Origin of the sequence: Colwellia sp. 20A7, from assembly GCF_009832865.1 — a bacterium.
In the GTDB taxonomy this organism is placed as follows: Bacteria; Pseudomonadota; Gammaproteobacteria; order Enterobacterales; family Alteromonadaceae; genus Colwellia.
In genome coordinates, this window is record NZ_CP047130.1 from 4,215,938 (window position 1) to 4,235,249 (window position 19,312).

At 36.8% G+C, this 19,312-nt stretch carries 20 protein-coding genes; 10 read left to right on the forward strand and 10 right to left on the reverse strand.

The features are described from left to right. Positions 1-134: 134 nt before the first annotated feature. Positions 135-1,262, reverse strand: a complete 1,128-nt coding sequence (locus tag GQS55_RS18225) for a phosphoserine transaminase (RefSeq protein WP_159821889.1) — start codon at positions 1,260-1,262, stop codon at positions 135-137. 223 nt (positions 1,263-1,485) lie between these two features. On the opposite strand from GQS55_RS18225, the gene GQS55_RS18230 reads away from it, so the two are divergent. After that, complete coding sequence (locus GQS55_RS18230; RefSeq protein ID WP_159821891.1) at positions 1,486-2,016, forward strand: DUF1285 domain-containing protein; 531 nt, start codon at positions 1,486-1,488, stop codon at positions 2,014-2,016. Positions 2,017-2,425: 409 nt separating this feature from the next. Then, complete coding sequence (locus GQS55_RS18235; protein WP_159821893.1) at positions 2,426-4,186, forward strand: gamma-glutamyltransferase family protein; 1,761 nt, start codon at positions 2,426-2,428, stop codon at positions 4,184-4,186. Between the two features lie 171 nt (positions 4,187-4,357). On the opposite strand, the gene hemN is transcribed toward GQS55_RS18235, so the two are convergent. The 5 genes from hemN to purU all read right to left on the reverse strand — a co-directional run bounded on the left by hemN (position 4,358) and on the right by purU (position 8,710). Next, positions 4,358-5,728, reverse strand: a complete 1,371-nt coding sequence (gene hemN / locus GQS55_RS18240; protein ID WP_159821895.1) for an oxygen-independent coproporphyrinogen III oxidase — start codon at positions 5,726-5,728, stop codon at positions 4,358-4,360. A 157-nt stretch (positions 5,729-5,885) separates the two neighbouring features. After that, positions 5,886-6,389 (reverse strand): DUF2489 domain-containing protein, encoded by a 504-nt coding sequence (locus GQS55_RS18245; RefSeq protein WP_159821897.1) that lies wholly within the window; start codon positions 6,387-6,389, stop codon positions 5,886-5,888. A gap of 24 nt (positions 6,390-6,413) precedes the next feature. Then, positions 6,414-7,004: a Der GTPase-activating protein YihI gene (yihI, locus tag GQS55_RS18250; RefSeq protein ID WP_159821899.1), complete on the reverse strand. Its 591-nt coding sequence runs from the start codon at positions 7,002-7,004 to the stop codon at positions 6,414-6,416. A gap of 128 nt (positions 7,005-7,132) precedes the next feature. Continuing rightward, positions 7,133-7,657, reverse strand: a complete 525-nt coding sequence (locus GQS55_RS18255) for a VOC family protein (protein WP_159821901.1) — start codon at positions 7,655-7,657, stop codon at positions 7,133-7,135. Positions 7,658-7,849: 192 nt separating this feature from the next. After that, positions 7,850-8,710, reverse strand: a complete 861-nt coding sequence (gene purU, locus GQS55_RS18260; protein ID WP_159821903.1) for a formyltetrahydrofolate deformylase — start codon at positions 8,708-8,710, stop codon at positions 7,850-7,852. 242 nt (positions 8,711-8,952) lie between these two features. On the opposite strand from purU, the gene GQS55_RS18265 reads away from it, so the two are divergent. Next, complete coding sequence (locus GQS55_RS18265) at positions 8,953-9,834, forward strand: IS982 family transposase (protein ID WP_159818800.1); 882 nt, start codon at positions 8,953-8,955, stop codon at positions 9,832-9,834. 275 nt (positions 9,835-10,109) lie between these two features. On the opposite strand, the gene GQS55_RS18270 is transcribed toward GQS55_RS18265, so the two are convergent. Next, positions 10,110-10,856, reverse strand: a complete 747-nt coding sequence (locus GQS55_RS18270) for a glutathione peroxidase (protein ID WP_159821905.1) — start codon at positions 10,854-10,856, stop codon at positions 10,110-10,112. Between the two features lie 345 nt (positions 10,857-11,201). Between GQS55_RS18270 and GQS55_RS18275 the strand changes: the two genes are divergently transcribed. Beyond that, positions 11,202-11,597 carry a hypothetical protein gene (locus GQS55_RS18275; RefSeq protein WP_159821907.1) on the forward strand — a complete coding sequence of 132 codons (396 nt, stop codon included), beginning with the start codon at positions 11,202-11,204 and terminating at the stop codon, positions 11,595-11,597. A 79-nt stretch (positions 11,598-11,676) separates the two neighbouring features. Further along, complete coding sequence (sfsA, locus tag GQS55_RS18280; RefSeq protein WP_159821909.1) at positions 11,677-12,408, forward strand: DNA/RNA nuclease SfsA; 732 nt, start codon at positions 11,677-11,679, stop codon at positions 12,406-12,408. Between the two features lie 32 nt (positions 12,409-12,440). Here the strand turns inward: sfsA and GQS55_RS20125 are convergent, their stop codons facing one another. From GQS55_RS20125 to GQS55_RS18290, 3 genes are read right to left on the reverse strand one after another with little or no spacing between them, the layout of a single operon-like run. Then, the gene (locus GQS55_RS20125; RefSeq protein ID WP_236559695.1) at positions 12,441-12,605 is read right to left on the reverse strand and encodes a response regulator transcription factor; all 165 of its coding nucleotides are present in this window, start codon (positions 12,603-12,605) and stop codon (positions 12,441-12,443) included. After that, complete coding sequence (locus tag GQS55_RS18285) at positions 12,563-13,096, reverse strand: response regulator (protein ID WP_236559696.1); 534 nt, start codon at positions 13,094-13,096, stop codon at positions 12,563-12,565. The genes GQS55_RS20125 and GQS55_RS18285 overlap by 43 nt, the downstream gene beginning before the upstream one ends. Further along, the gene (locus tag GQS55_RS18290) at positions 13,086-14,489 is read right to left on the reverse strand and encodes a cache domain-containing protein (RefSeq protein WP_159821911.1); all 1,404 of its coding nucleotides are present in this window, start codon (positions 14,487-14,489) and stop codon (positions 13,086-13,088) included. The genes GQS55_RS18285 and GQS55_RS18290 overlap by 11 nt, the downstream gene beginning before the upstream one ends. Positions 14,490-14,770: 281 nt before the next feature. Here GQS55_RS18290 and GQS55_RS18295 point away from each other — a divergent pair, with 281 nt between their 5' ends. From GQS55_RS18295 to GQS55_RS18315, 5 genes are all read left to right on the forward strand, one after another. Further along, positions 14,771-15,844, forward strand: a complete 1,074-nt coding sequence (locus GQS55_RS18295; protein WP_159821913.1) for a TRAP transporter substrate-binding protein — start codon at positions 14,771-14,773, stop codon at positions 15,842-15,844. 61 nt (positions 15,845-15,905) lie between these two features. Next, positions 15,906-16,424, forward strand: coding sequence for a TRAP transporter small permease subunit (locus GQS55_RS18300; protein ID WP_201294538.1), 519 nt, complete (start codon positions 15,906-15,908; stop codon positions 16,422-16,424). Beyond that, a complete protein-coding gene (locus GQS55_RS18305) occupies positions 16,424-17,704 on the forward strand; it encodes a TRAP transporter large permease (RefSeq protein ID WP_159821915.1) in 1,281 nt (426 codons plus the stop codon). Before GQS55_RS18300 ends, GQS55_RS18305 begins: the two co-directional genes overlap by 1 nt. Positions 17,705-17,748: 44 nt before the next feature. Next, the gene (locus tag GQS55_RS18310; protein WP_159821917.1) at positions 17,749-18,780 is read left to right on the forward strand and encodes a porin; all 1,032 of its coding nucleotides are present in this window, start codon (positions 17,749-17,751) and stop codon (positions 18,778-18,780) included. Positions 18,781-18,927: 147 nt separating this feature from the next. Continuing rightward, on the forward strand, positions 18,928-19,263 hold the full coding sequence (locus GQS55_RS18315) for a hypothetical protein (protein ID WP_159821919.1): 336 nt from the start codon (positions 18,928-18,930) through the stop codon (positions 19,261-19,263). The last annotated feature ends 49 nt before the right edge of the window (positions 19,264-19,312 follow it).

The following is a 19,312-nucleotide window of genomic DNA, read 5'->3' on the forward strand; positions in this document are numbered from 1 at the left end:
ATGAGTTATCGCGCTTTGTGCAAGTAAAATAGTAATTAATCGAAGAGATTTGCTATTATTTTTCTTCGATTAATCTTACTTGTTAAAAATAAGCGCCTATTCACGCTTTTATTACGATAAATACTAGCATCATATTACGCTGTCGCTTGTTGATAGGCCCACGTTAACCAAGGTAGTAAGGCAACTAAATCAGATTTTTCAACGGTTGCGCCAGCCCAAATACGTAAACCTGCTGGAGCATCACGGTAAGCTCCTATATCAAAAGCAACACCTTCATGATCGAGTAAGTTAATAATTGTTTTCACTTGCTCAGCATCCGCTTTTAATTCAAAGCATACGCTGGTATTTGAACAAATTTCAGGTCTTTTGGCTAAGAAATTGATCCAGTCATTCTGCGCAACGAACTCCGATAGTACTTCTAGGTTAGCTTCACTTTTTGCAACTGCCGCAGACAAGCCGCCAATTTCATCAACCCAATTCAATGCATCAAGGTAATCTTCAACGCATAACATGGACGGTGTATTAATGGTGGCGCCTTTAAAAATGCCATCAATTAATTTATTATTTTTGGTTAAAGCAAAGATCTTAGGGATTGGCCAAGCTGGTGTATACGACTCTAATCTTGCTACCGCTCGAGGGCTTAAAATTAACATACCATGAGCACCCTCACCACCGAGCACTTTTTGCCAGCTAAAGGTTGCCACATCTATTTTGTTCCAATCAAGATCCATAGCAAATACAGCACTAGTGGCATCGCAAATGGTTAATCCCGTGCGTTGATCACTGATCCAATCGGCATTTTCAACTTTCACGCCTGACGTTGTTCCATTCCAAGTAAAAATAATATCGTGGTCAGGATTAGCTTGAGAAAAGTCAGGTAAATCGCCATATTCACCAGTAAAGATACGAGCATCGTCTAATTTTAGTTGTTTAGCGATATCTGTGCCCCAACCCGAGCCAAATGACTCCCATGCAAAAACATCAACTGGACGCTGTCCTAGCAATGACCACATGGCCATTTCCATTGCCCCGGTATCTGAGCCTGGGACAATACCCACTTTATAGCCTTCAGGTAAGTTTAATAAGCGTGAGGTTTCAGTAATCGCTTTTTGTAAACGTGCTTTACCGATAGCACTACGATGTGAACGACCTAAACTATCAGTATTAAGTGCAGCAAGATCATAACCGGGACGTTTTGCACATGGGCCTGAAGAAAAGTTAGGGTTGGCCGGTTTAATATTCGGTTTAGTGTTCGTTTTCATTAATGTTCCTTGATCAATCGATCATTGTCGCTACTTACCTTATATCAGTAAATAACCTGCACAACAGCTAATTCTGTAAAATTGGGTAAATAGTGCCTCAATTCTAATAAGCATTCAATAGGGTTACTGTAGTTTTACACAAGATATAAATCAGGTTTTCATCTTTATCAATTTACATAAATTACTGCTAAGATTAATATCAGGCTAACCGCAGGAAAACCTTATGTCATTAGATAAAATTACCGCACAAATAAAAGCGCAGAGAGATAAAATTCCACCTGTTGAATTATGGAACCCTGATTATTGTGGTGAAATCGATCTACAAATAAAAGCCAATGGTGATTGGTTTTATGCAGGTACAATTTTCAAACGTCCTGCCTTGGTAAAATTATTAGCCTCGGTGCTAAAAAAAGAACAGGACGAGTATTATCTTGTTACGCCCGTTGAAAAAATAAAAATTACTGTTGAAGATGCCCCTTTTGTTTTAACACAATGGCGTTGGCAAGGTGAAAGTCAGCCAACCATGGTAGTCACTAATAATGTCGGTAATGAATTTACGCTAGATAATAACCATCCAATAACAATCAATGATAATGGTGAACTCTATGTTACTGTTCGACGTGAATTGTTGGCCAAGGTACACAGAAATGTTTATTACCAATGGGTAGACTTGGCCAAAGAAGTTAACACAGGCAAAGACACTGAATTAACCTTTAACAGTGCTGGGTATCAATTTAGTTTGGGAAAAATTTAAAATTGCGACTTAAGTTAAGCTGACGTCAGCTTAGGATACCGTTAATGACTTAAATAATATGACGTAAAATAATATTTTATTCTATTTTAAGTCATGCGCTAGTTGGATAGTTTCCTACTTTAAGGACAACCACCATTATCTAAGTCCCCCCTTTAAGGCTGAAAATTCCATTCCTAAGGATTATTAACATAAGGCAATTGATATTAAACGATAAATTATGTGTTATTAACATAAGTTCACTGTAAATAGAAACATATATATGATAAGAAAGTAATGGTATATATTATTTTAGGGCTTTCTGTGCGTTTTAACTTTTTAACGTGGCTTGCTTCTTTTTTATGTACTATTCGCCCATCAGATCTTAAACACCCGATCTTAATGGTTAAGTTACAACTATAAGGAACAAGTTATGAAGTTTCACATGCTCGCGTTAGCGGTATTATCAACCACTCTTTTAGGATGCGGTTCGGCTGAAATACCAACAGAACAAAAAGCGGAGCAAAAAATAGAACAACCTAAACCACAAGCTATGGTGGTAACAGCTAATCCTCATGCTACAGCAGCTGGACTAGAAGTGTTAAGAAGCGGTGGTTCGGCAGTAGATGCAGCTATCGCTATTGAGTCAGTATTGAGTCTTGTTGAACCTCAAAGTTCTGGTTTAGCCGGTGGTGCATTTATGGTGCATTACGACAATGAAACAAAAACATTAGCTGTGTATGACGGCCGTGAGTCGGCACCAAGTGGCGCTACACCAGATATGTTTATGTTAGAAAATGGTGATTCTATGCCATTTATTCAAGCGAAAACCAGTGGTTTATCTACCGGTGCACCAGGAGTTGTAGCTATGCTATCTATGGCTCATCAAGATCATGGTACATTAGAATGGGACAGTTTGTTTAGCTATGCAAGTAAACTGGCCACTGAAGGCTTTGAAATTTCTCCACGTTTATATGGTATGTTAGAGCGCTTTGGCAAATTTATTCCAAGTACGCCTGAAGAAGGCCCTACCGATGCCTTTAAATATTTTTATGACGATGCAGGTGTTCCTCACCCAGCTGGCTATCTATTAAAAAATCCCGAGTACGCAAAAACTCTAAATATTATTTCTAAAGATCCTGCTGCGTTTTACCATGGCGATATTGCTAAAAAAATCGCGGCTATGGTGCAACGAGAGCCTAGAGCGGGTTCATTAACTGCTGAAGATATTGCCGCCTATAAGCCGGTTAAACGCACTGCGCTGTGTCAAGATTATCGAGATGCTCAAATATGTGGTGCGCCGCCTCCATCATCATGGTTAGCGGTTGGTATGATTATGGGTATTTTAGAAAATGGTCCACGCCCAAGTGCAGCTGGCCCTGATGATCCAAAAAATTGGGCAGTTATGGCTCAAGCACAACAACTGGCCTATGCAGACAGAGATCAATTTATTGCCGATCCTAATTTTGTGGATATGCCCATTATCGGCATGTTAAACAAAGAATATTTAGCGAAGCGCGCTCAACTTATTTCTGATAAAGCCACACCACATACTTATGCGGTAGGTAATCCTTGGGCATACAACGATTCACCGAGTCAAACAACTGCGGGTATTGACGCGACACAAGATGTGCATGGTACAACTCACTTTGTCATTGTAGATACAAAAGGTGATGTTGTGTCTATGACAGCAACGGTTGAAAGCATTTTTGGTACCACGCGTATGGTTGGCGGTATGTTTTTAAACAATCAACTTACTGACTTCTCTTTTCAACATCATGATAAAGACGGTAATGCCATTGTAAATGCGGTTGCGCCAAACAAGCGCCCTCGTTCGTCAATGTCGCCATCAATTGTGTTAGATAAAAAAGGTGAGTTCTTAATGGCGACAGGTTCTCCGGGTGGCAACAACATTATTGCCTATACCGTTAAAACCTTAGTCGGTGTGTTTGAATGGGGTTTAGATCCACAAGCTGCTGTTGACTTACCTAATATGGTTGCTCGAGGCAAAACCGTTCGTTTAGAAAAAGATGCTGCTCCAGAGTCATTAATTTCAGCAATGAAAGACATGGGCTTTGATGTTGATGCATCACGAGGTGAAAACTCAGGGTTAAGTGTGATTATGCGCAAACCTGACGGCACACTTGAAGGTGCAGCAGACAAGCGACGAGAAGGCGTAATAGGAAGACTTTAAAGCTGCTTTCCTTAACTAACTTAGATTAACTAAATAAAGCGAATGATAGATAACGTTAGTTACCAAGCATTTGATTATATATGCACTCTAATTGCAAAGCCTGATTTTTTATCAGGCTTTTTCTTTCAGTTTTATACAAGTATTAACCTTACAACATGATACTTGGCTGAGTTAAATAACGCGAGAAAAACGCTGTTGATTAACATGCTTTTTCATATAGGCATCAAAGCTCATACAAATATTACGGATAAGTAATCGAGCTTTTTGATCAACTTTAATTTCTTTCGCATTATTTTCAACTAAACCGTCTGTAATAAATGATGTTAATAACGGTAAATCTTCAGCAAAATAGTCATCAAAGTTGATATTATATCTTTCATTAATCATCACCTTATTGACATAAAGGTTACACATTAACTCACGAATAACTTCACCACGTAAAATATCATCGTCAGTTAAACTAACGCCACGTTCAAGTGCATGTTGTTGGTTTTCAATCGATTTATAATAGCTTTTTAAGTCTTTAGTGTTTTGACCAAACGAACGTCCAATATTGCTAATCGATGACACGCCAAGCCCCAGTAAATCACAACCGCCTTTAGTAGTATAACCTTGAAAATTACGATGCAAAGTACCATCACGTTGAGCAACAGAAAGCTCATCGTTCGATTTAGCGAAATGGTCCATACCGATAAAATCGTAACCATAACCACAAAGTGTTTCTATTGATAACTTCATTAAGGCAAATTTTAGTTTTACATCAGGCAACCATTCATCACGCAACTTACGCTGTGCAGCAAAGCGGCTTGGTAGATGAGCGTAGCTAAATAGTGAAATACGATCAACATTCCACTCGTGCGCTTTGTCTAAAGTATTTTTGAAGTTTTCTAAGGTTTGATGCGGTAAACCATAAATCAAATCGATATTAATAGACTGAAAACCTATCGCTTTTGCATGACCAATAAATTCACCAATAAACTCGGTTGATTGCACTCGGTTGATTGCTTTTTGTACTTTTAAATCTAAATCTTGTACACCTAAGCTTAACCGGTTGAACCCTAATGAAAATAAGTGATCGGCTAAATCCATTTCAATTTCTCGTGGATCAATCTCAATACTCATTTCGAGCTCATCCGAAAATTCGAATTTTTCTTTTAATAACGCTACTAAGGTTGTAATTTGTTTATGTGTTAAAAAGCTTGGTGTACCACCGCCCCAATGTAGCTGCTTAACTTTATACTCAGTAAATAATGGGGCTTGTAGTGCAATTTCTTGCGCTAAATAATCAAGATATATATCAGCTTTATCACGATGGCGAGTGATTACTTTATTACAACCACAGTAATAACAAAGGGTATGGCAAAATGGAATGTGCACATATAACGATAATTCACGGTTGGGTGAGTCTTTCACCGCTTTAATAAAATCGTCATGCTTAAACTCGTCATTAAACTCTAATGCAGTAGGATATGAAGTATATCTTGGACCGCTAGTGTTATATTTACTGAGTAATTGAGAATCGAAAAATTGACTTGCTTGCATGATGTTACCCGTAGTTTATCTAAGCTAAAGCGATTAATAATACGCATTATACTTAGATTAATTTAGGGTTTATTGATTCAACACAAGCAATTATTGAAATGTGTAAAGTTATTTAAATTTGCTTCTTATCTTAAATAACCCACATCAATGTCTGTTGTTACGTAACTGAATTTGATGCCTTTAAGGCACTTATTCTTTCCGTAACATACTGCTTAAGTAAGCCAAGATCAGCAACAATAGCGTCGTGCAATTTTGCTTCACTTGTCATACGTTGGTAATCTTCTTTCATACGTTGTTTTTTATCGAGATTTTTTCTATCACCAAGAATTGAAAGATGCTTTATTTCTTCGTATTGCTGAAATATCGCAGGAAATTGTTGTGATAGTTCACTACTCAATTTTAATGAATCAAGTAATACCGACAAACGCCAGCATCCCTCACTAAAATCACACTGCTCTTCTTGCATCGCTCGTACAATGATTTTGACACTAGCAAGTATTTTACCATCATGCTTAGCTAAAGCTTGTTGGCGACGTAACTCATCTTGCTGCTGAGCACGCTTTTGCACTCGCAGTTGTTTCAGCAACTTGCCAGCATAAAAGGCTAAACTCACAACAATAATTACGGCGAAAACAAGTGCAATAAGCCAGTATTGATTCATATTCATTAACCTTAGCTAGTATTTTTACTTAGTTGAATCGGGTAAAGATGAATTGTCTAACTTATCCCATAAATCTTCTTCAGAGCTAATACTTGTGTTGATGATTTCGTCTTCTTCATCATCTAATTCCGCGCTTATTTCTTCATGACGTTCCATCATGCTATTGAAGTAATCAACTTCTTCGTGCGTTAAATCGATACCATCTTCTTGTTTGGTCAAAATAACTTGCAGCTGCTCATCTTCTTCAATATTTGCCAATTCTTGCGCTAAGCTAAGTTCAACATCAGTATTGTCATCAGCAACAGAACGCAATGCAGCAATTGGATCTTGTTTCGGTTTAATGATTTTTGCCTTAGGTTCAACTGGCTTGTTTTGAGCAGGCTTAGCAGAGCCACCCAAATCAATAGCTTTTTTACTACCAATGCGAGGATCTTTATTTAGATTGCCATTTTGCACTGAATTGTTATCAAGCTGTGCTTCTTGTTGACGATTACCGGGTTTGTTACCTGTTTTTTTACGCACTCTTTTTTCAATGTTCGATAATTCAACTTTACTTAATTTGGCTTTTGCCGTTGGCGCGCCGCCTGGTTTTCTAGATTTTTTTGTACGAGACATGAATATGACACTTTTTTAACGATTAATTGCGCTATTTTACGCCATTAACCGTTAAAAAGTAATGGATAGTTTCTAGTTTTGAGCAACGATGTGAATGGTTTTTAAATAACGCGCCTTTCTATATGATTTTATTGATGTAACCAAGCGGCATGTCGCGGTGCTCTTTTGGTTTTAGACCATTCTTCAACCATGTCGTAACCCACGCGGTTCAACTCTTTATATTGTTCAGGTGTACCCGTATTAGCGGCGAGCTCTAAACGGTGTCCATTAGGATCAAAGAAATAAATTGATTTAAACACCCCATGATTGACTGGCCCTAAAACACCTATCCCCTTACTTTCTAATGTTTTTTTGGCGGAAATAAGTGCTTCAACACTTTCAATACGTAAGGCTAAATGCTGTACCCAAGTAGGTGTGTTTTCATCTCGGCCCATATCTGGCGAGTTAGGAATTTCAAAAAAAGCTAAAACGTTTTCATTACCTGCATCTAAAAAAATATGCATGTAGGGGTCTGGCGCTTTAGTTGATGGGACTTCATCTTCAGCAATTGCTAGCACTAAATCCATGTTTAACTTATCTTTATACCAATCGGTTGTTTCTTTGGCATCTTTGCAGCGATAAGCGACGTGGTGAATTTTTTCAATATTTATCATCAGTAGGACTTCTTAAACTCAGCTAAAGTATGATCTAATTTTAATCACACCTTAGCTAAGTTCGCTAATTTTAGCCCTATTTAAGTACTTACTAAACGTCAGCAATTCACTACGCTTGATTGTATAGAAATTATTACAACACTAAATTTTGTTCGATTTGAATACCTAGACTCGAATATCTAAATTTCATAGCTAGGCGAGTATTACGGTTTTATCACCATTCAAACACACCCGTTGCTCAGCATGAATTCTTACCGCATGACTTAAGGCTGTTGCTTCTAAATCATGTCCCATATGCACCATCTGTTCGATAGTAAAAGTATGATTAATCGGTTTAACTTCTTGTGCAATAATAGGACCTTCATCTAAATTAGCTGTTACGTAGTGCGCTGTGGCACCAATAACTTTAACACCACGTTTATGTGCTTGATGATATGGGCGAGCCCCTTTAAAGCTTGGTAAAAAAGAATGATGAATATTAATAGCACGACCTGCTAATTGTCGGCATAAGTCGTCTGATAAAATTTGCATATAACGCGCAAGTACCAATAAATCAGCGTCACATTCTTTCATTAAAGAAAGTATTTCTGCTTCTTGCTCGGCTTTAGTATCTTTTGTAATAGGTAGATGATGAAACGGAACACCATGCCACTTAGCAAGTGGTTGACAATCTTGGTGATTAGAAATCACGGCAACAATATTAATGGGTAGAACACCCGATTTCCATTTAGTTAGTAATGACACTAAACAATGATCATCTTTTGAAACAGCAATAACGACGTTAGGTACATCGGTTTTATTACGAAGTTTATAATCCATATTCAGTGGTTTAGCTAGCTCATCTACAGCTTCTATAAACTCATTAGCAGATACCGTTAGATTTCGATCATCAAAAGCGATACGAGAAAAAAATGTTTCTGTATAAGGGTCACTATATTGCGAAGTTTCAGTAATAAAAGCGCCATGCTCAAATAAACTCTGTGAAACTTTTGCTAAAACGCCTGTATTGTCCGGACATTGCCAAGTAAGAATATAGTGATTAGGTGTGGTCATGATATTTTGCTACTGAAATAAAAAGAAGCGATATGATTGGCTATTTTGGTGAATTATTCCAGTATTTTCATAGTCTTTTTGGCTATATCTTTTATTTTTGTGTTTCTTCATTAGATAATTGATGTCAATTTTTAATATATAACCTCAATTCTGGATAAGAAGATAAAAAATTGAACTAAATACCCACCTAGCGATCAGATCTTTCGACCAAGAAACGATTTGAAAGCAAATAAGGTGGGCAGATGGATAATTTAGTGGAAATATTTTGTGATGTCGATGATTTTTGTCATCAATTTTCACCTAAATGGGAAGCACAATTGCTATCAGACGGTACTCGCAAGCGTAGACGTAGTTCGAAAATGTCTACCAGCGAGCGAATGAGCATTATGATTGCATTTCATCAGTCAAATCATAGAGATTTCAAAAACTTCTATATTGGTTTAGTCCAACGATACTGGACTGATGATTTCCCAGAGCTGCTCAGCTACACTCGTTTCATCAATACAATGTCAGATCTTATTGTACCAATGTGTGCTTACTTTCAAACGGTGAAAGGTGAGCCAACAGGAATTGCATTTGTAGATTCTACAAGCCTAAAGGTATGTCACAATATCCGTATTCCACGTAACCGTGTATTTGCAGATACGGCTAAGCGAGGAAAAGGAACAATGGGCTGGTTTTTCGGCTTTAAGCTTCATCTATTGATTAATCATAAAGGTGAAATCCTTGCTTTGAATATTACGCCGGGCAATACAAATGACCGAACTCCAATACCTGACTTATGTAAAAATCTTACTGGTAAGCTATATGCAGATAAGGGATACATTGGAAAAAACTTGAGCCAGACATTAAAGGAATCAGATATTGACTTAGTGACGACCGTGCGAAAAAATATGAAAGCTAAAGTAATATCAGCCTTTGATCGGGCAATACTATCAAAGAGATACATAATAGAGACAGTGAATGATCAACTTAAAAACATATCTCAAATAGAGCACAGCCGCCATCGTAGTGAAACAGGTTTTATGCTTAATGTAATTTCAGGAATAGTTGCTTATTGTTTAAAAAGACAAAAGCCGTGTATTAAGTTATCGGATAGGGAACAGTCCATTATGAGTGCTTAAAATGCCGCACCTTATCCAGATCTCAGGTTATATAGCTGCTCAACTTTCTCTCTGGCTCAAGGCGTTTTACGTAAAAAATTTAAGTTAGATTTAATACTTGCTGACTTACTGTAGATTCATGAAAGCAAAGGAGGATCAAAAAAAGGCACCGCACCTTTAAACAAGTTCAAAGATGTTATGCCTTTAGTTGATTGAATAAACAGAAATAACAAGCTAGAAGTTATTTAACGCTTATTTCTCAGACTATAAAACTGAGCGCTAGAGATGATTAGGGCTTAAGCAAAATACTTCTCTAAATCATCTGCACCGCCAATATGTTTTCCGTCAATGAAGACTTGTGGCACAGTGTCAGCATTAGTGATTGCTCGCATAGCTGAAATACTGATTTCATCACCTAGAGTTAACTCATCAAAAGATAAACCTTGCTTAGCTAGTAAAGTTTTAGCTCGAGCACAATGTGGGCAACCTGGTTTTGTAAACAAGCTAACTTTCGTTGTTTGAACTGCTTTTGGGTTAATATAAGCAAGCATAGTGTCTGCATCAGAAACTTCAAACGGGTCGCCTGGTAAATCAGGTTCAATAAACATTTTCTCGATAACACCATCTTTAACTAGCATAGAATAGCGCCAGCTACGGTTACCAAAACCAATTGCATTTTTAGCTACGAGTAGACCCATGCCATCAGTAAAATCGCCATTTCCATCAGGGATAAAGCTAACATTTTCAGCATCTTGATCTGCTGCCCAAGCGTTCATCACGAAGGTATCATTCACTGATACACAAATGATTTCATCTACGCCGTTTTGAGAAAATTTACTTGCTAGCTCATTGTAACGCGGTAAATGCGTTGACGAACATGTTGGTGTAAAAGCGCCAGGTAAAGAAAAAACAACGACTGTTTTTCCAGAAAAAATTTCTTGGGTATCGCGTTTACTCCAATTGCCATTAACGAACATTGGAAATGTTGTTGAAGGAACTTTTTGACCTTCTTTATTTTCGAAATTTGCATTTTGAGCAGACATTTGTATTCCTTATTTGATACTAATTTATTTAAATTTACATGTTGGCATTTAATGAAGCTATTATTTAGCAAAAACCATAATAATTAAAGTGATTTAAATAGATACTCTTAATCTAAAAAACAAATACACAATAATTATACTAATAACTATTGTAATAACACTCTGTATATTTACAAGGCTGATCTATAACAGAATGTACTTTGATATGTAACAGAACAAATCCTAAGTAAGTACAAGCTAAATTGCCCTTAACTTATACTCGCCATAAAATATGCTTACTTGGCAAATGCAGGTAAAGTTGTTATTTATAGTACACAATAATATTTACGTAAAGTAGAAACTATAATGCAAACACAGGAAATCGGGGTTTATACCATTGAGCGGCAAAGTAATATTTTATTTATTGATATACAAGGCGCTTTTAATGACACTGTCTCTGAACAGTATCACCAAGATATAAAAATTATCACCGAACAAATGAGTGATGTTCCTTGGGCTTCCTTAATTTCTTTTCAAGATAACAGCCTTTTTACGCCTGACGCAGAGCAAAAATTAGTTGAAACAACAGAATACCGTGTTGATAACGGCATGATTGCAATTGCTGCTGTTATTATTAATAGTGCACATGCCGATATTTTACAAATGCAATTACAACGCGTATATCAACGTTGTTGTATTAAATTTAATTTTTTTAGTGATATAAAACCGGCTCAAAATTGGCTAGATAGTTTTATAAACTAAAGACTTCCCCTTTGTTAATCACACTTTTTATCGTAAGCTTTATACTAATTTTATTCCATTTATTAGATAACGTTTACGTATGAAATTATCCTTACAATCTGCTACCTTAATTCAGCGCTACAAGCGTTTCCTTGCTGATGTGACATTAGCAGATAACTCTCCTATTACAATGCATGTTGCTAATACTGGTGCGATGACTGGTTGTGCTGAACCTGAAGATACGGTTTGGTATAGCACCTCTCCTAATCCTAAACGTAAATATCCCCACAGTTGGGAGCTAACACAAACCAAAAAAAATCACTTTATCTGTGTGAATACAATTAGGGCAAACCAGTTAGCAGAAGAAGCTATTCTCAATGGTACTATTACTGAATTACAAGGTTTTGAGAAATTAGAAAGAGAGGTGAAGTATGGAGACGAAAATAGTCGTATCGATATTTTATTAACTCATGCTGATCGCAGTAGCTTAACCCTCGCTATGAAAGCTAAAACCTACATTGAAGTAAAAAGTGTCACCCTACTTGATGATGACCAAGGGTACTTTCCAGATGCAGTCACTACGCGAGGACAAAAGCATTTAAGAGAACTAATGAGTATTGTAAAAAGTGGCCATAGAGCTGTATTACTATTTGCAGTATTACACACCGGCATCAATAATTTTAAAGTTGCAGCACATATAGATAAAAAATATGCTGACTTACTACAGGAAGCTATCGATTCTGGGGTTGAAATATTGATCTATAAAGCAAAAATAGATTCTGAAAACATATCGTTATCTGAACAACTTTTTTATAATAATGAGTTCAAATAATTAGCTGTTTTTATTAGCAATAAACTACAGGGCTATTTATTTTTTTCAATCAAGCCATGGTTAACGGCGTATCGCACTAATTCCGCTAGTGTTTCTACTTTTAATTTCGTTTTTATATTTCGACGATGCGCATCAACGGTTCTAAAGCTAATATCTAACTTACGGGCAACTTCTTTGCTTGATAAGCCACTCGCCACATGTGAAAGAATAACTTGCTCTCACGCGTAGTTAACCTTTCATTATCAGCTTTCATTGGATTTTCAATTAACATTTTTGAAATAGAACTACTAAAGTGGGTATTGCCTTTAGCTACCGCTTTAATCGCAAAATATACTTCTTCAGATGAGGTATCTTTGAGAACATAACCACTTGCGCCAGCATCAATTGCACTTCGAACAAATTCTGGTCTGTCGTGCATACTAAAAATAAGTACGCGCGTATCTGGAAGTTGCTCTGATATGATTTCGGTCGCATCTATACCATTCATTTTAGGCATACTTACGTCCATGATTATAACGTCAGGCTTTAGCTCTTTTGCTTTACTTAAAGCCTCTGCTCCGTCATCTGTTGCCCCCACAATTTCGATATCGTCATAAAATGCTAAACATGCTGTTAAACCACCTTGTACCATAGGGTGATCATCAACAAGCATGACAGAAATTTTTGAGTTATTATTATTATCTATCATCGTTTTTCGTTCTTATTGTTGCTTCGTTGAAATGATTTACAAAACTAGCTGTTGGTATTTTAACGGTAATAAGTGTGCCTTTTTTCGATGATTTAATGTCAAATTCACCTTTATGATATTGAACTCTTTCAGCTAAATTTCTTAAGCCAATCCCTTCATAGGAAGTATTATTATTTTCAATATCAAAGCCTTTACCGTCATCTTTTATTGTTAATGTTAGCCAGTCATCCTGTATTGATAAACTTATAATAACACTTTTGGCCTCTGCGTGTTTTTGAATATTTGTTAAGGTTTCTTGCACCACTCTGAAAAGGGTGGTGTTGATAAAATCAGGTAATAATTTTCTTAATGTAGGTTTGAATACGTCAATATCTACGCCTGTACGTTTAGAAAAGTCTTGTGCTATAGACTCGATGGCAACAGATAAGCCTAATTCGTCGAGTACTTGCGGGTGCATATGATGAGAAATTCTGCGTACTTCTTGAATCGCAAAAGTAAGGTTTTTTTCGGCATGTGTTAGCGGCTCTGGTTTTTCTTGCTTATTTTTAAGAAGAGTCAGTCGGGTAGCTTCTAAAGAGTATTTTATTGAAACCAATATTTGAATAATTCCATCATGCAGCTCTCTCGATATATGACGATTTTCTTCTTCTTGTACATCAATAACTCTTTGCCCTAATTCATTTATTTTTTCTTCAGCCTTTTTTTTATGACTAAGATTTACGGCAATACCAAAGAGAAAAATAAAGAAGATAGATGATAGTGCAACCACTAGAATAATTTTTTTGGTTCTGTTGATGTGACGGCTAATTTCGTTTTTAGTTTCATTGAGTTGTTTATATACATCATCTAAATAAACCCCTGTCCCTATCATCCAATCCCAGCGGTCGATCATGGTTGAGTAACCCATTTTTTCTGAGGGTTGCCCTTCTGAAGGTTTTGACCAGTTGTAGCGATAAAAGTCACCACCTTTTTGCGCATTTTTAATCAATACTTGAATGATCATTTCGCCGTTATCATCTCTTAAGTCCCACCAGCTTTGACCGACTCGATTAGGCTGCTTAGGATGAACAACACTATTGCCATTAGTATCATAAATAAAGAAGTATCCGTCATCTCCGTTATAAAGCATATTTTCAACAATATCAGCGACTACCATTTTGACTTTATTGTCGTTACTTTTGTCACTAGGGTACATGTGTTCAACAGAAGTAAGGGCGATTGAAGTGTAATTTTTTAACTCTTGCTCCTTTTGTTTTATTAAGAAGCTCTCAAGTTCTTTTACTGTTTTCACAGACAGCTCTCGGTATTCATTAGAAACTAAATAATAGGTAATTATTGAGGTTAAAATTACCTGAAAAATAGCAATATATAAAAGTCGTAGTGGTAGTGTCATGATTTACCTTTGTTATTTAATCAAGGAATTTTCTTGTTGATTATTATAATCGAGTGCCAATAACCAATCATATTCGGCCAGGCGACTATCATCACAAATATTAGGAGACTTTACTATCTACTGATACTAAATACGCACTGTTACCTACGTATTAATACCTAGCATAGATCGTATAACTAGGTAGGTAGGTAAGTGTTTATACGAATAGTTAAAATCCCCCATTTTTGCGAGAGTATACGAACTTTAATAAGCGTGTTAAACGCAAAATGGGGAAGATTACAATGTCAAAATCAATTATTTTAAAAGCGTTGTTAGTTGCATCAGTTGCATTTTCTGGACTGGTAAATGCCGCTGGCGATGAGAAAGTTAGATGGCGATTAGCTGAAACATGGGGTCCTAATTTCCCTATATTCGGTGATGCACCAAAAAACATGGCGAAGTTAGTAAAAGAATTATCTAACGGTCGCTTCACTATTCGTATTGACTCAGCCAACAAGCATAAGTCTGCTTTTGGTATATTCGATTTTGTTAAAAATGGCCAATATCAAATGGGTCATTCAGCATCATATTATTGGAAAGGTAAAGACTTCAACACTATGTTCTTTACAACCGTTCCTTTTGGTATGACTACTTCTGAACAGTACGCGTGGTTTTACCATGGCGGCGGAATGGAGCTAATGAAGTCGGTTTACGACAAATATGGCATTATGTCATTCCCAGGTGGTAATACAGGTAACCAAATGGGCGGTTGGTTTCGTAAAGAAATCAACACTGTTGAAGACCTTCAAGGCTTAAAAATGCGTATTCCAGGTTTTGCTGGTGAAGTATTAGCTAAACTAGGCGCTAAACCTACCAACATTCCATCGGGTGAGCTATATACAGCATTAGAGCGTAATACTATTGATGCTTTAGAATGGGTTGGTCCTTCACTAGATTTACGTATGGGATTCCATAAAATAGCACCTTTCTACTACACTGGCTGGCATGAGCCTGCAACTGAACTTCAGTTTATGGTTAACCAGAAAGCATACGATAAATTACCTGAAGATTTACAAAAAATCTTAGTTGCAGCAATGAAATTAGCGGCATACGACATGTATACGCAATCAACGCATGAAAGCGGTAAAAACTTAGCTACAATCAAAAAAGATTTCCCAAACGTTAAAATGCGTACATTCCCTAAACCTGTAATGGATGCAATCCAGGTTGCTAATAGTGAATTACTTGCTGAATTTGCTAGTAAAGATCCAAAAACTCAAGAGATTCTAGACTCTATCAAAAGCTACCAAGAACAAGTACGTGCTTGGACAAACTTCTCAGACCGTGCCTACTTAGACAGCTTCAGCGCTAAGTAGACCGTCCCTCTAATCTATAGTTACTTACTTTATTAAGTAGGTAACTATGGAGGTTATTATTATGAAAACCTTATTAAATATTCTTGAAAAATTTATTGACGCTGTAGGCTCACTCTGCAGTTTATTAATGATTCTGATGATCCTGAACGTATTTTACGATGTTTTAATGCGCTATTTCTTTAACGATGTAAGCATTGCAATGCAGGAACTTGAATGGCACCTTTATGCAGCTATGTTCATGTTCGGTATTGGTTATACTTTAAAAGAAGATGGTCATGTAAGAGTTGATGTTATTTACGATCAACTCTCTAAAAAATCACAAGCAATTATCAATATTGCTGGCTCGTTACTGTTTGCCTTACCTTTTACTTTATTAATTTTATATTTCAGCTGGGACTATGCGTTAGAAGCCTACACTATGGGCGAAGGCAGTGCAGATCCTTGGGGATTACCTCATCGCTGGATTATCCGTAGTGTTATTCCTGTTTCATCTATTTATTTACTCGTGTGTCTTTTATATGTAGTGCTCACTCAAATTAAAAGCCTTTCAACTCTTGTTCCAGAAAAAGGAGAGAAATAATGACGGGTTTGATTTTATTTATAGTCGCTTTACTGTTTTTATTCTTTGGTTATTCAGTTGCCTTTACCTTTGCTGGTGTATCAGTTTTAGTTGGTGTACTTGCCTTAGGTTTAGATCTATTTTCATTTATGCCATACCGTATTATGAGTGTAATGGAAAATACCACGTTAATGGCCATTCCTATGTTCGTTTTCATGGGGATCGTGTTGCAAAAAACGGGCTTAGCTGAACGTTTACTAGAATCTTCAGCGAAACTGTTTGGTAGTATTGCTGGTGGTGTTGCTATTTCAACTATTATTGTCGGCGCTTTATTAGCCGCTTCTACCGGTGTTGTTGGCGCGAGTGTTGTAGCTATGGGGGTTATTTCTTTACCGGTAATGCTTAAGAATAACTACCATGAACCTACCGCTGCAGGTGTTATTTGTGCATCAGGTACTTTAGGCCAAATTATTCCACCATCAATTATCTTGATCATCCTTGGCGATGTAATGGGTGTTCCTGTTGGCGATTTATTTAAAGCTGCTGTTCTTCCTGGCATGTTATTGATTGTTGCTTATACCATTTATATTTTGGTATTAGGTAAATTCAAACCTGAATACTGCCCACCTATGGTGATCACTGAAACTAAATCTGAATTATTAGTACAAGCAACAAAAGATATTATTCCACCATTGTTACTTATCGTAACGGTTTTAGGATCAATCTTTACAGGTATCGCAACACCGACAGAATCCTCTGCTATTGGTGCTTTAGGCGCAGTGGTTTTAGCTGTTTTCTATCGTAGTTTCTCTTTTAAGAAACTAAACGATGTATCTAAAGAAACAGTAAAAGTGACATCGATGATTTTTGCTGTACTTATCGGTGCAACCGCTTTCTCTATGGTATTTAGTTACTCGGGTAGTGAATACATTGTTGAAGAGTTCTTCTTGGACTTACCTGGCGATAAGTGGACATTCTTATTGATGTCTATGCTAGCGATATTAATTTTAGGCTTCTTTATTGATTTCATTGAAATAGCATTTTTAGTTGTACCCATTTTGGTACCTGTTGCTATGATTTTAGAAATTGATTTAGTGTGGTTTGCTATTCTAATTTCGATGAATTTACAAACATCATTTTTGACACCACCGTTTGGTTTTAGTCTCTTTTATCTCAAGGGAGTAGCGCCACCCTCACTTAAAACCACAACAATATATAAAGGTGTAATTCCTTTTATCCTAATGCAGATAATGGTTCTAGCACTGGTATTATTTTTGCCTGAATACTTTATCTTCACATAAGAAAAACATAATAAAAAACATAAAAATAAATTGGGGATATAATAATGAAAAAAACAGCACTCTTTTTAGCCGTTGGAAGTTCTTTGTTAATGGCTAATTCAGCAATGGCTGATGTGTCGGTTTACGGACGAATTACTTACAACATGCTAAAAGATGATACCTCGAAAGATGTATATTTTGGTCGTCATGAATTTGCAGAATCAAATTTTGGCCTTAAAGGCACAGTTGATTACGGTAATTTAAAGTTTGGCGCTCAATTAGAGGTTGGTTTAGATGAAGGCGTTTCTAATGTCCTTCACACTGAGGGAAATTCACGTACACGTATCCAAGAACTATCTATAGCCGGTGATTTTGGTAAAGTAAAATTAGGTACCGGTGCGGGGATTACTTGGATTATTTCTGATGTTGATCAATCAGGTACTTGGTGGTCAGATCCATTAGGGATGAGTCAGCGTTTTGGTGCAAGTCGTCGTGGGCCTGCCACTGAGAGTCAAACACCACTTGTACAAGCTCAGTCTATTTTTAATGAGCGTATTATTTATGAATCACCAACCTTTTTAGACGGTGCTAAATTCTACGCCCAAATGAGTGAAGCAAGCGGCTACGAAGTGGCAATTAAATATGTTGCTAATGGTTGGCGTGTAAATATCTGGAATGTTGATTACGGTGATGTTGATCGTGATGATGACCCTCAAGCAAATATTGATGAAAATGCTACAGCAGGTTTCTTGGGGGCAACTGAAGGCCGAGGTATTCTTGCCGGGTATAAACATTCATCCGGCGTTAACTTTACTGCAACTTATGGCACAGCGGATCAAGTTGATGACAGTAAAAGAGAATACGTTAACTGGAAATTAGGTTACACCCAAGATAAACATGCAGTCAGTATTAGCATGGGTAACTACAGCTCTGAAGATGCTGCGGGCGTATCTGGTGCAGATCATACACGTACAACCTTAGCCTATAACTTTAAACCTTTAGCTGGTGTGCAGTTATGGGCGCAAGCAACGAAAGGCGATACAGATGATCAAGAATCGTTTAACGCCTTAGTTTTAGGTGGTTTAGTTAAATTTTAATCATTATTAATTAAAAGATAGTATCGTACTTGAGATACTATCCTTCTAGGACTGTTGCGCTTTAGATTTTTTATCGAAGCATATTTTTATCGCAGCATACAATGTCGAAAGCTCAACAGCCCCTAGTTATTATTTAGGAAAAACATGATGAAAAATACACTATGTATTGTTATTACATTATTAACCACAAGCTTTGCTACATTAGCTGATAATGAAATGGAAAAAGAGCCCGGACTTTTCACCGGTAAGAAAGGTACATTTACCTTACTAAAAACGGATAATCTTACAACCGAAGCACAACACCAAGAGTACGCTAAAAAACAAGTAAGCACTTCTGTAGAAAACTTAACGCCCACTGCACAGGCATTATCGAAGAAAGAAGAGTTCGCTTTATTTAAAAGCTGGAACCAACATAAAGAAAATAATACCGCACAATATCAAGAGTTTTTATTGTGGCTAGAGTATAAAGAAATCAGCCACTAATTATTATAGTGGCTGCTATATTGAGTGGCTTATCTTTAAATACTTAAAT

Bases quoted from the DNA above. Each gene is read 5' to 3' on its own strand.
- GQS55_RS18225 (WP_159821889.1), bottom strand. From the start codon at position 1,262: ATGAAAACGAACACTAAACCGAATATTAAACCGGCCAACCCTAACTTT.
- GQS55_RS18230 (WP_159821891.1), top strand. From the start codon at position 1,486: ATGTCATTAGATAAAATTACCGCACAAATAAAAGCGCAGAGAGATAAA.
- GQS55_RS18235 (WP_159821893.1), top strand. From the start codon at position 2,426: ATGAAGTTTCACATGCTCGCGTTAGCGGTATTATCAACCACTCTTTTA.
- hemN (WP_159821895.1), bottom strand. From the start codon at position 5,728: ATGCAAGCAAGTCAATTTTTCGATTCTCAATTACTCAGTAAATATAAC.
- GQS55_RS18245 (WP_159821897.1), bottom strand. From the start codon at position 6,389: ATGAATCAATACTGGCTTATTGCACTTGTTTTCGCCGTAATTATTGTT.
- yihI (WP_159821899.1), bottom strand. From the start codon at position 7,004: ATGTCTCGTACAAAAAAATCTAGAAAACCAGGCGGCGCGCCAACGGCA.
- GQS55_RS18255 (WP_159821901.1), bottom strand. From the start codon at position 7,657: ATGATAAATATTGAAAAAATTCACCACGTCGCTTATCGCTGCAAAGAT.
- purU (WP_159821903.1), bottom strand. From the start codon at position 8,710: ATGACCACACCTAATCACTATATTCTTACTTGGCAATGTCCGGACAAT.
- GQS55_RS18265 (WP_159818800.1), top strand. From the start codon at position 8,953: ATGGATAATTTAGTGGAAATATTTTGTGATGTCGATGATTTTTGTCAT.
- GQS55_RS18270 (WP_159821905.1), bottom strand. From the start codon at position 10,856: ATGTCTGCTCAAAATGCAAATTTCGAAAATAAAGAAGGTCAAAAAGTT.
- GQS55_RS18275 (WP_159821907.1), top strand. From the start codon at position 11,202: ATGCAAACACAGGAAATCGGGGTTTATACCATTGAGCGGCAAAGTAAT.
- sfsA (WP_159821909.1), top strand. From the start codon at position 11,677: ATGAAATTATCCTTACAATCTGCTACCTTAATTCAGCGCTACAAGCGT.
- GQS55_RS18285 (WP_236559696.1), bottom strand. From the start codon at position 13,096: ATGATAGATAATAATAATAACTCAAAAATTTCTGTCATGCTTGTTGAT.
- GQS55_RS18290 (WP_159821911.1), bottom strand. From the start codon at position 14,489: ATGACACTACCACTACGACTTTTATATATTGCTATTTTTCAGGTAATT.
- GQS55_RS18295 (WP_159821913.1), top strand. From the start codon at position 14,771: ATGTCAAAATCAATTATTTTAAAAGCGTTGTTAGTTGCATCAGTTGCA.
- GQS55_RS18300 (WP_201294538.1), top strand. From the start codon at position 15,906: ATGAAAACCTTATTAAATATTCTTGAAAAATTTATTGACGCTGTAGGC.
- GQS55_RS18305 (WP_159821915.1), top strand. From the start codon at position 16,424: ATGACGGGTTTGATTTTATTTATAGTCGCTTTACTGTTTTTATTCTTT.
- GQS55_RS18310 (WP_159821917.1), top strand. From the start codon at position 17,749: ATGAAAAAAACAGCACTCTTTTTAGCCGTTGGAAGTTCTTTGTTAATG.
- GQS55_RS18315 (WP_159821919.1), top strand. From the start codon at position 18,928: ATGAAAAATACACTATGTATTGTTATTACATTATTAACCACAAGCTTT.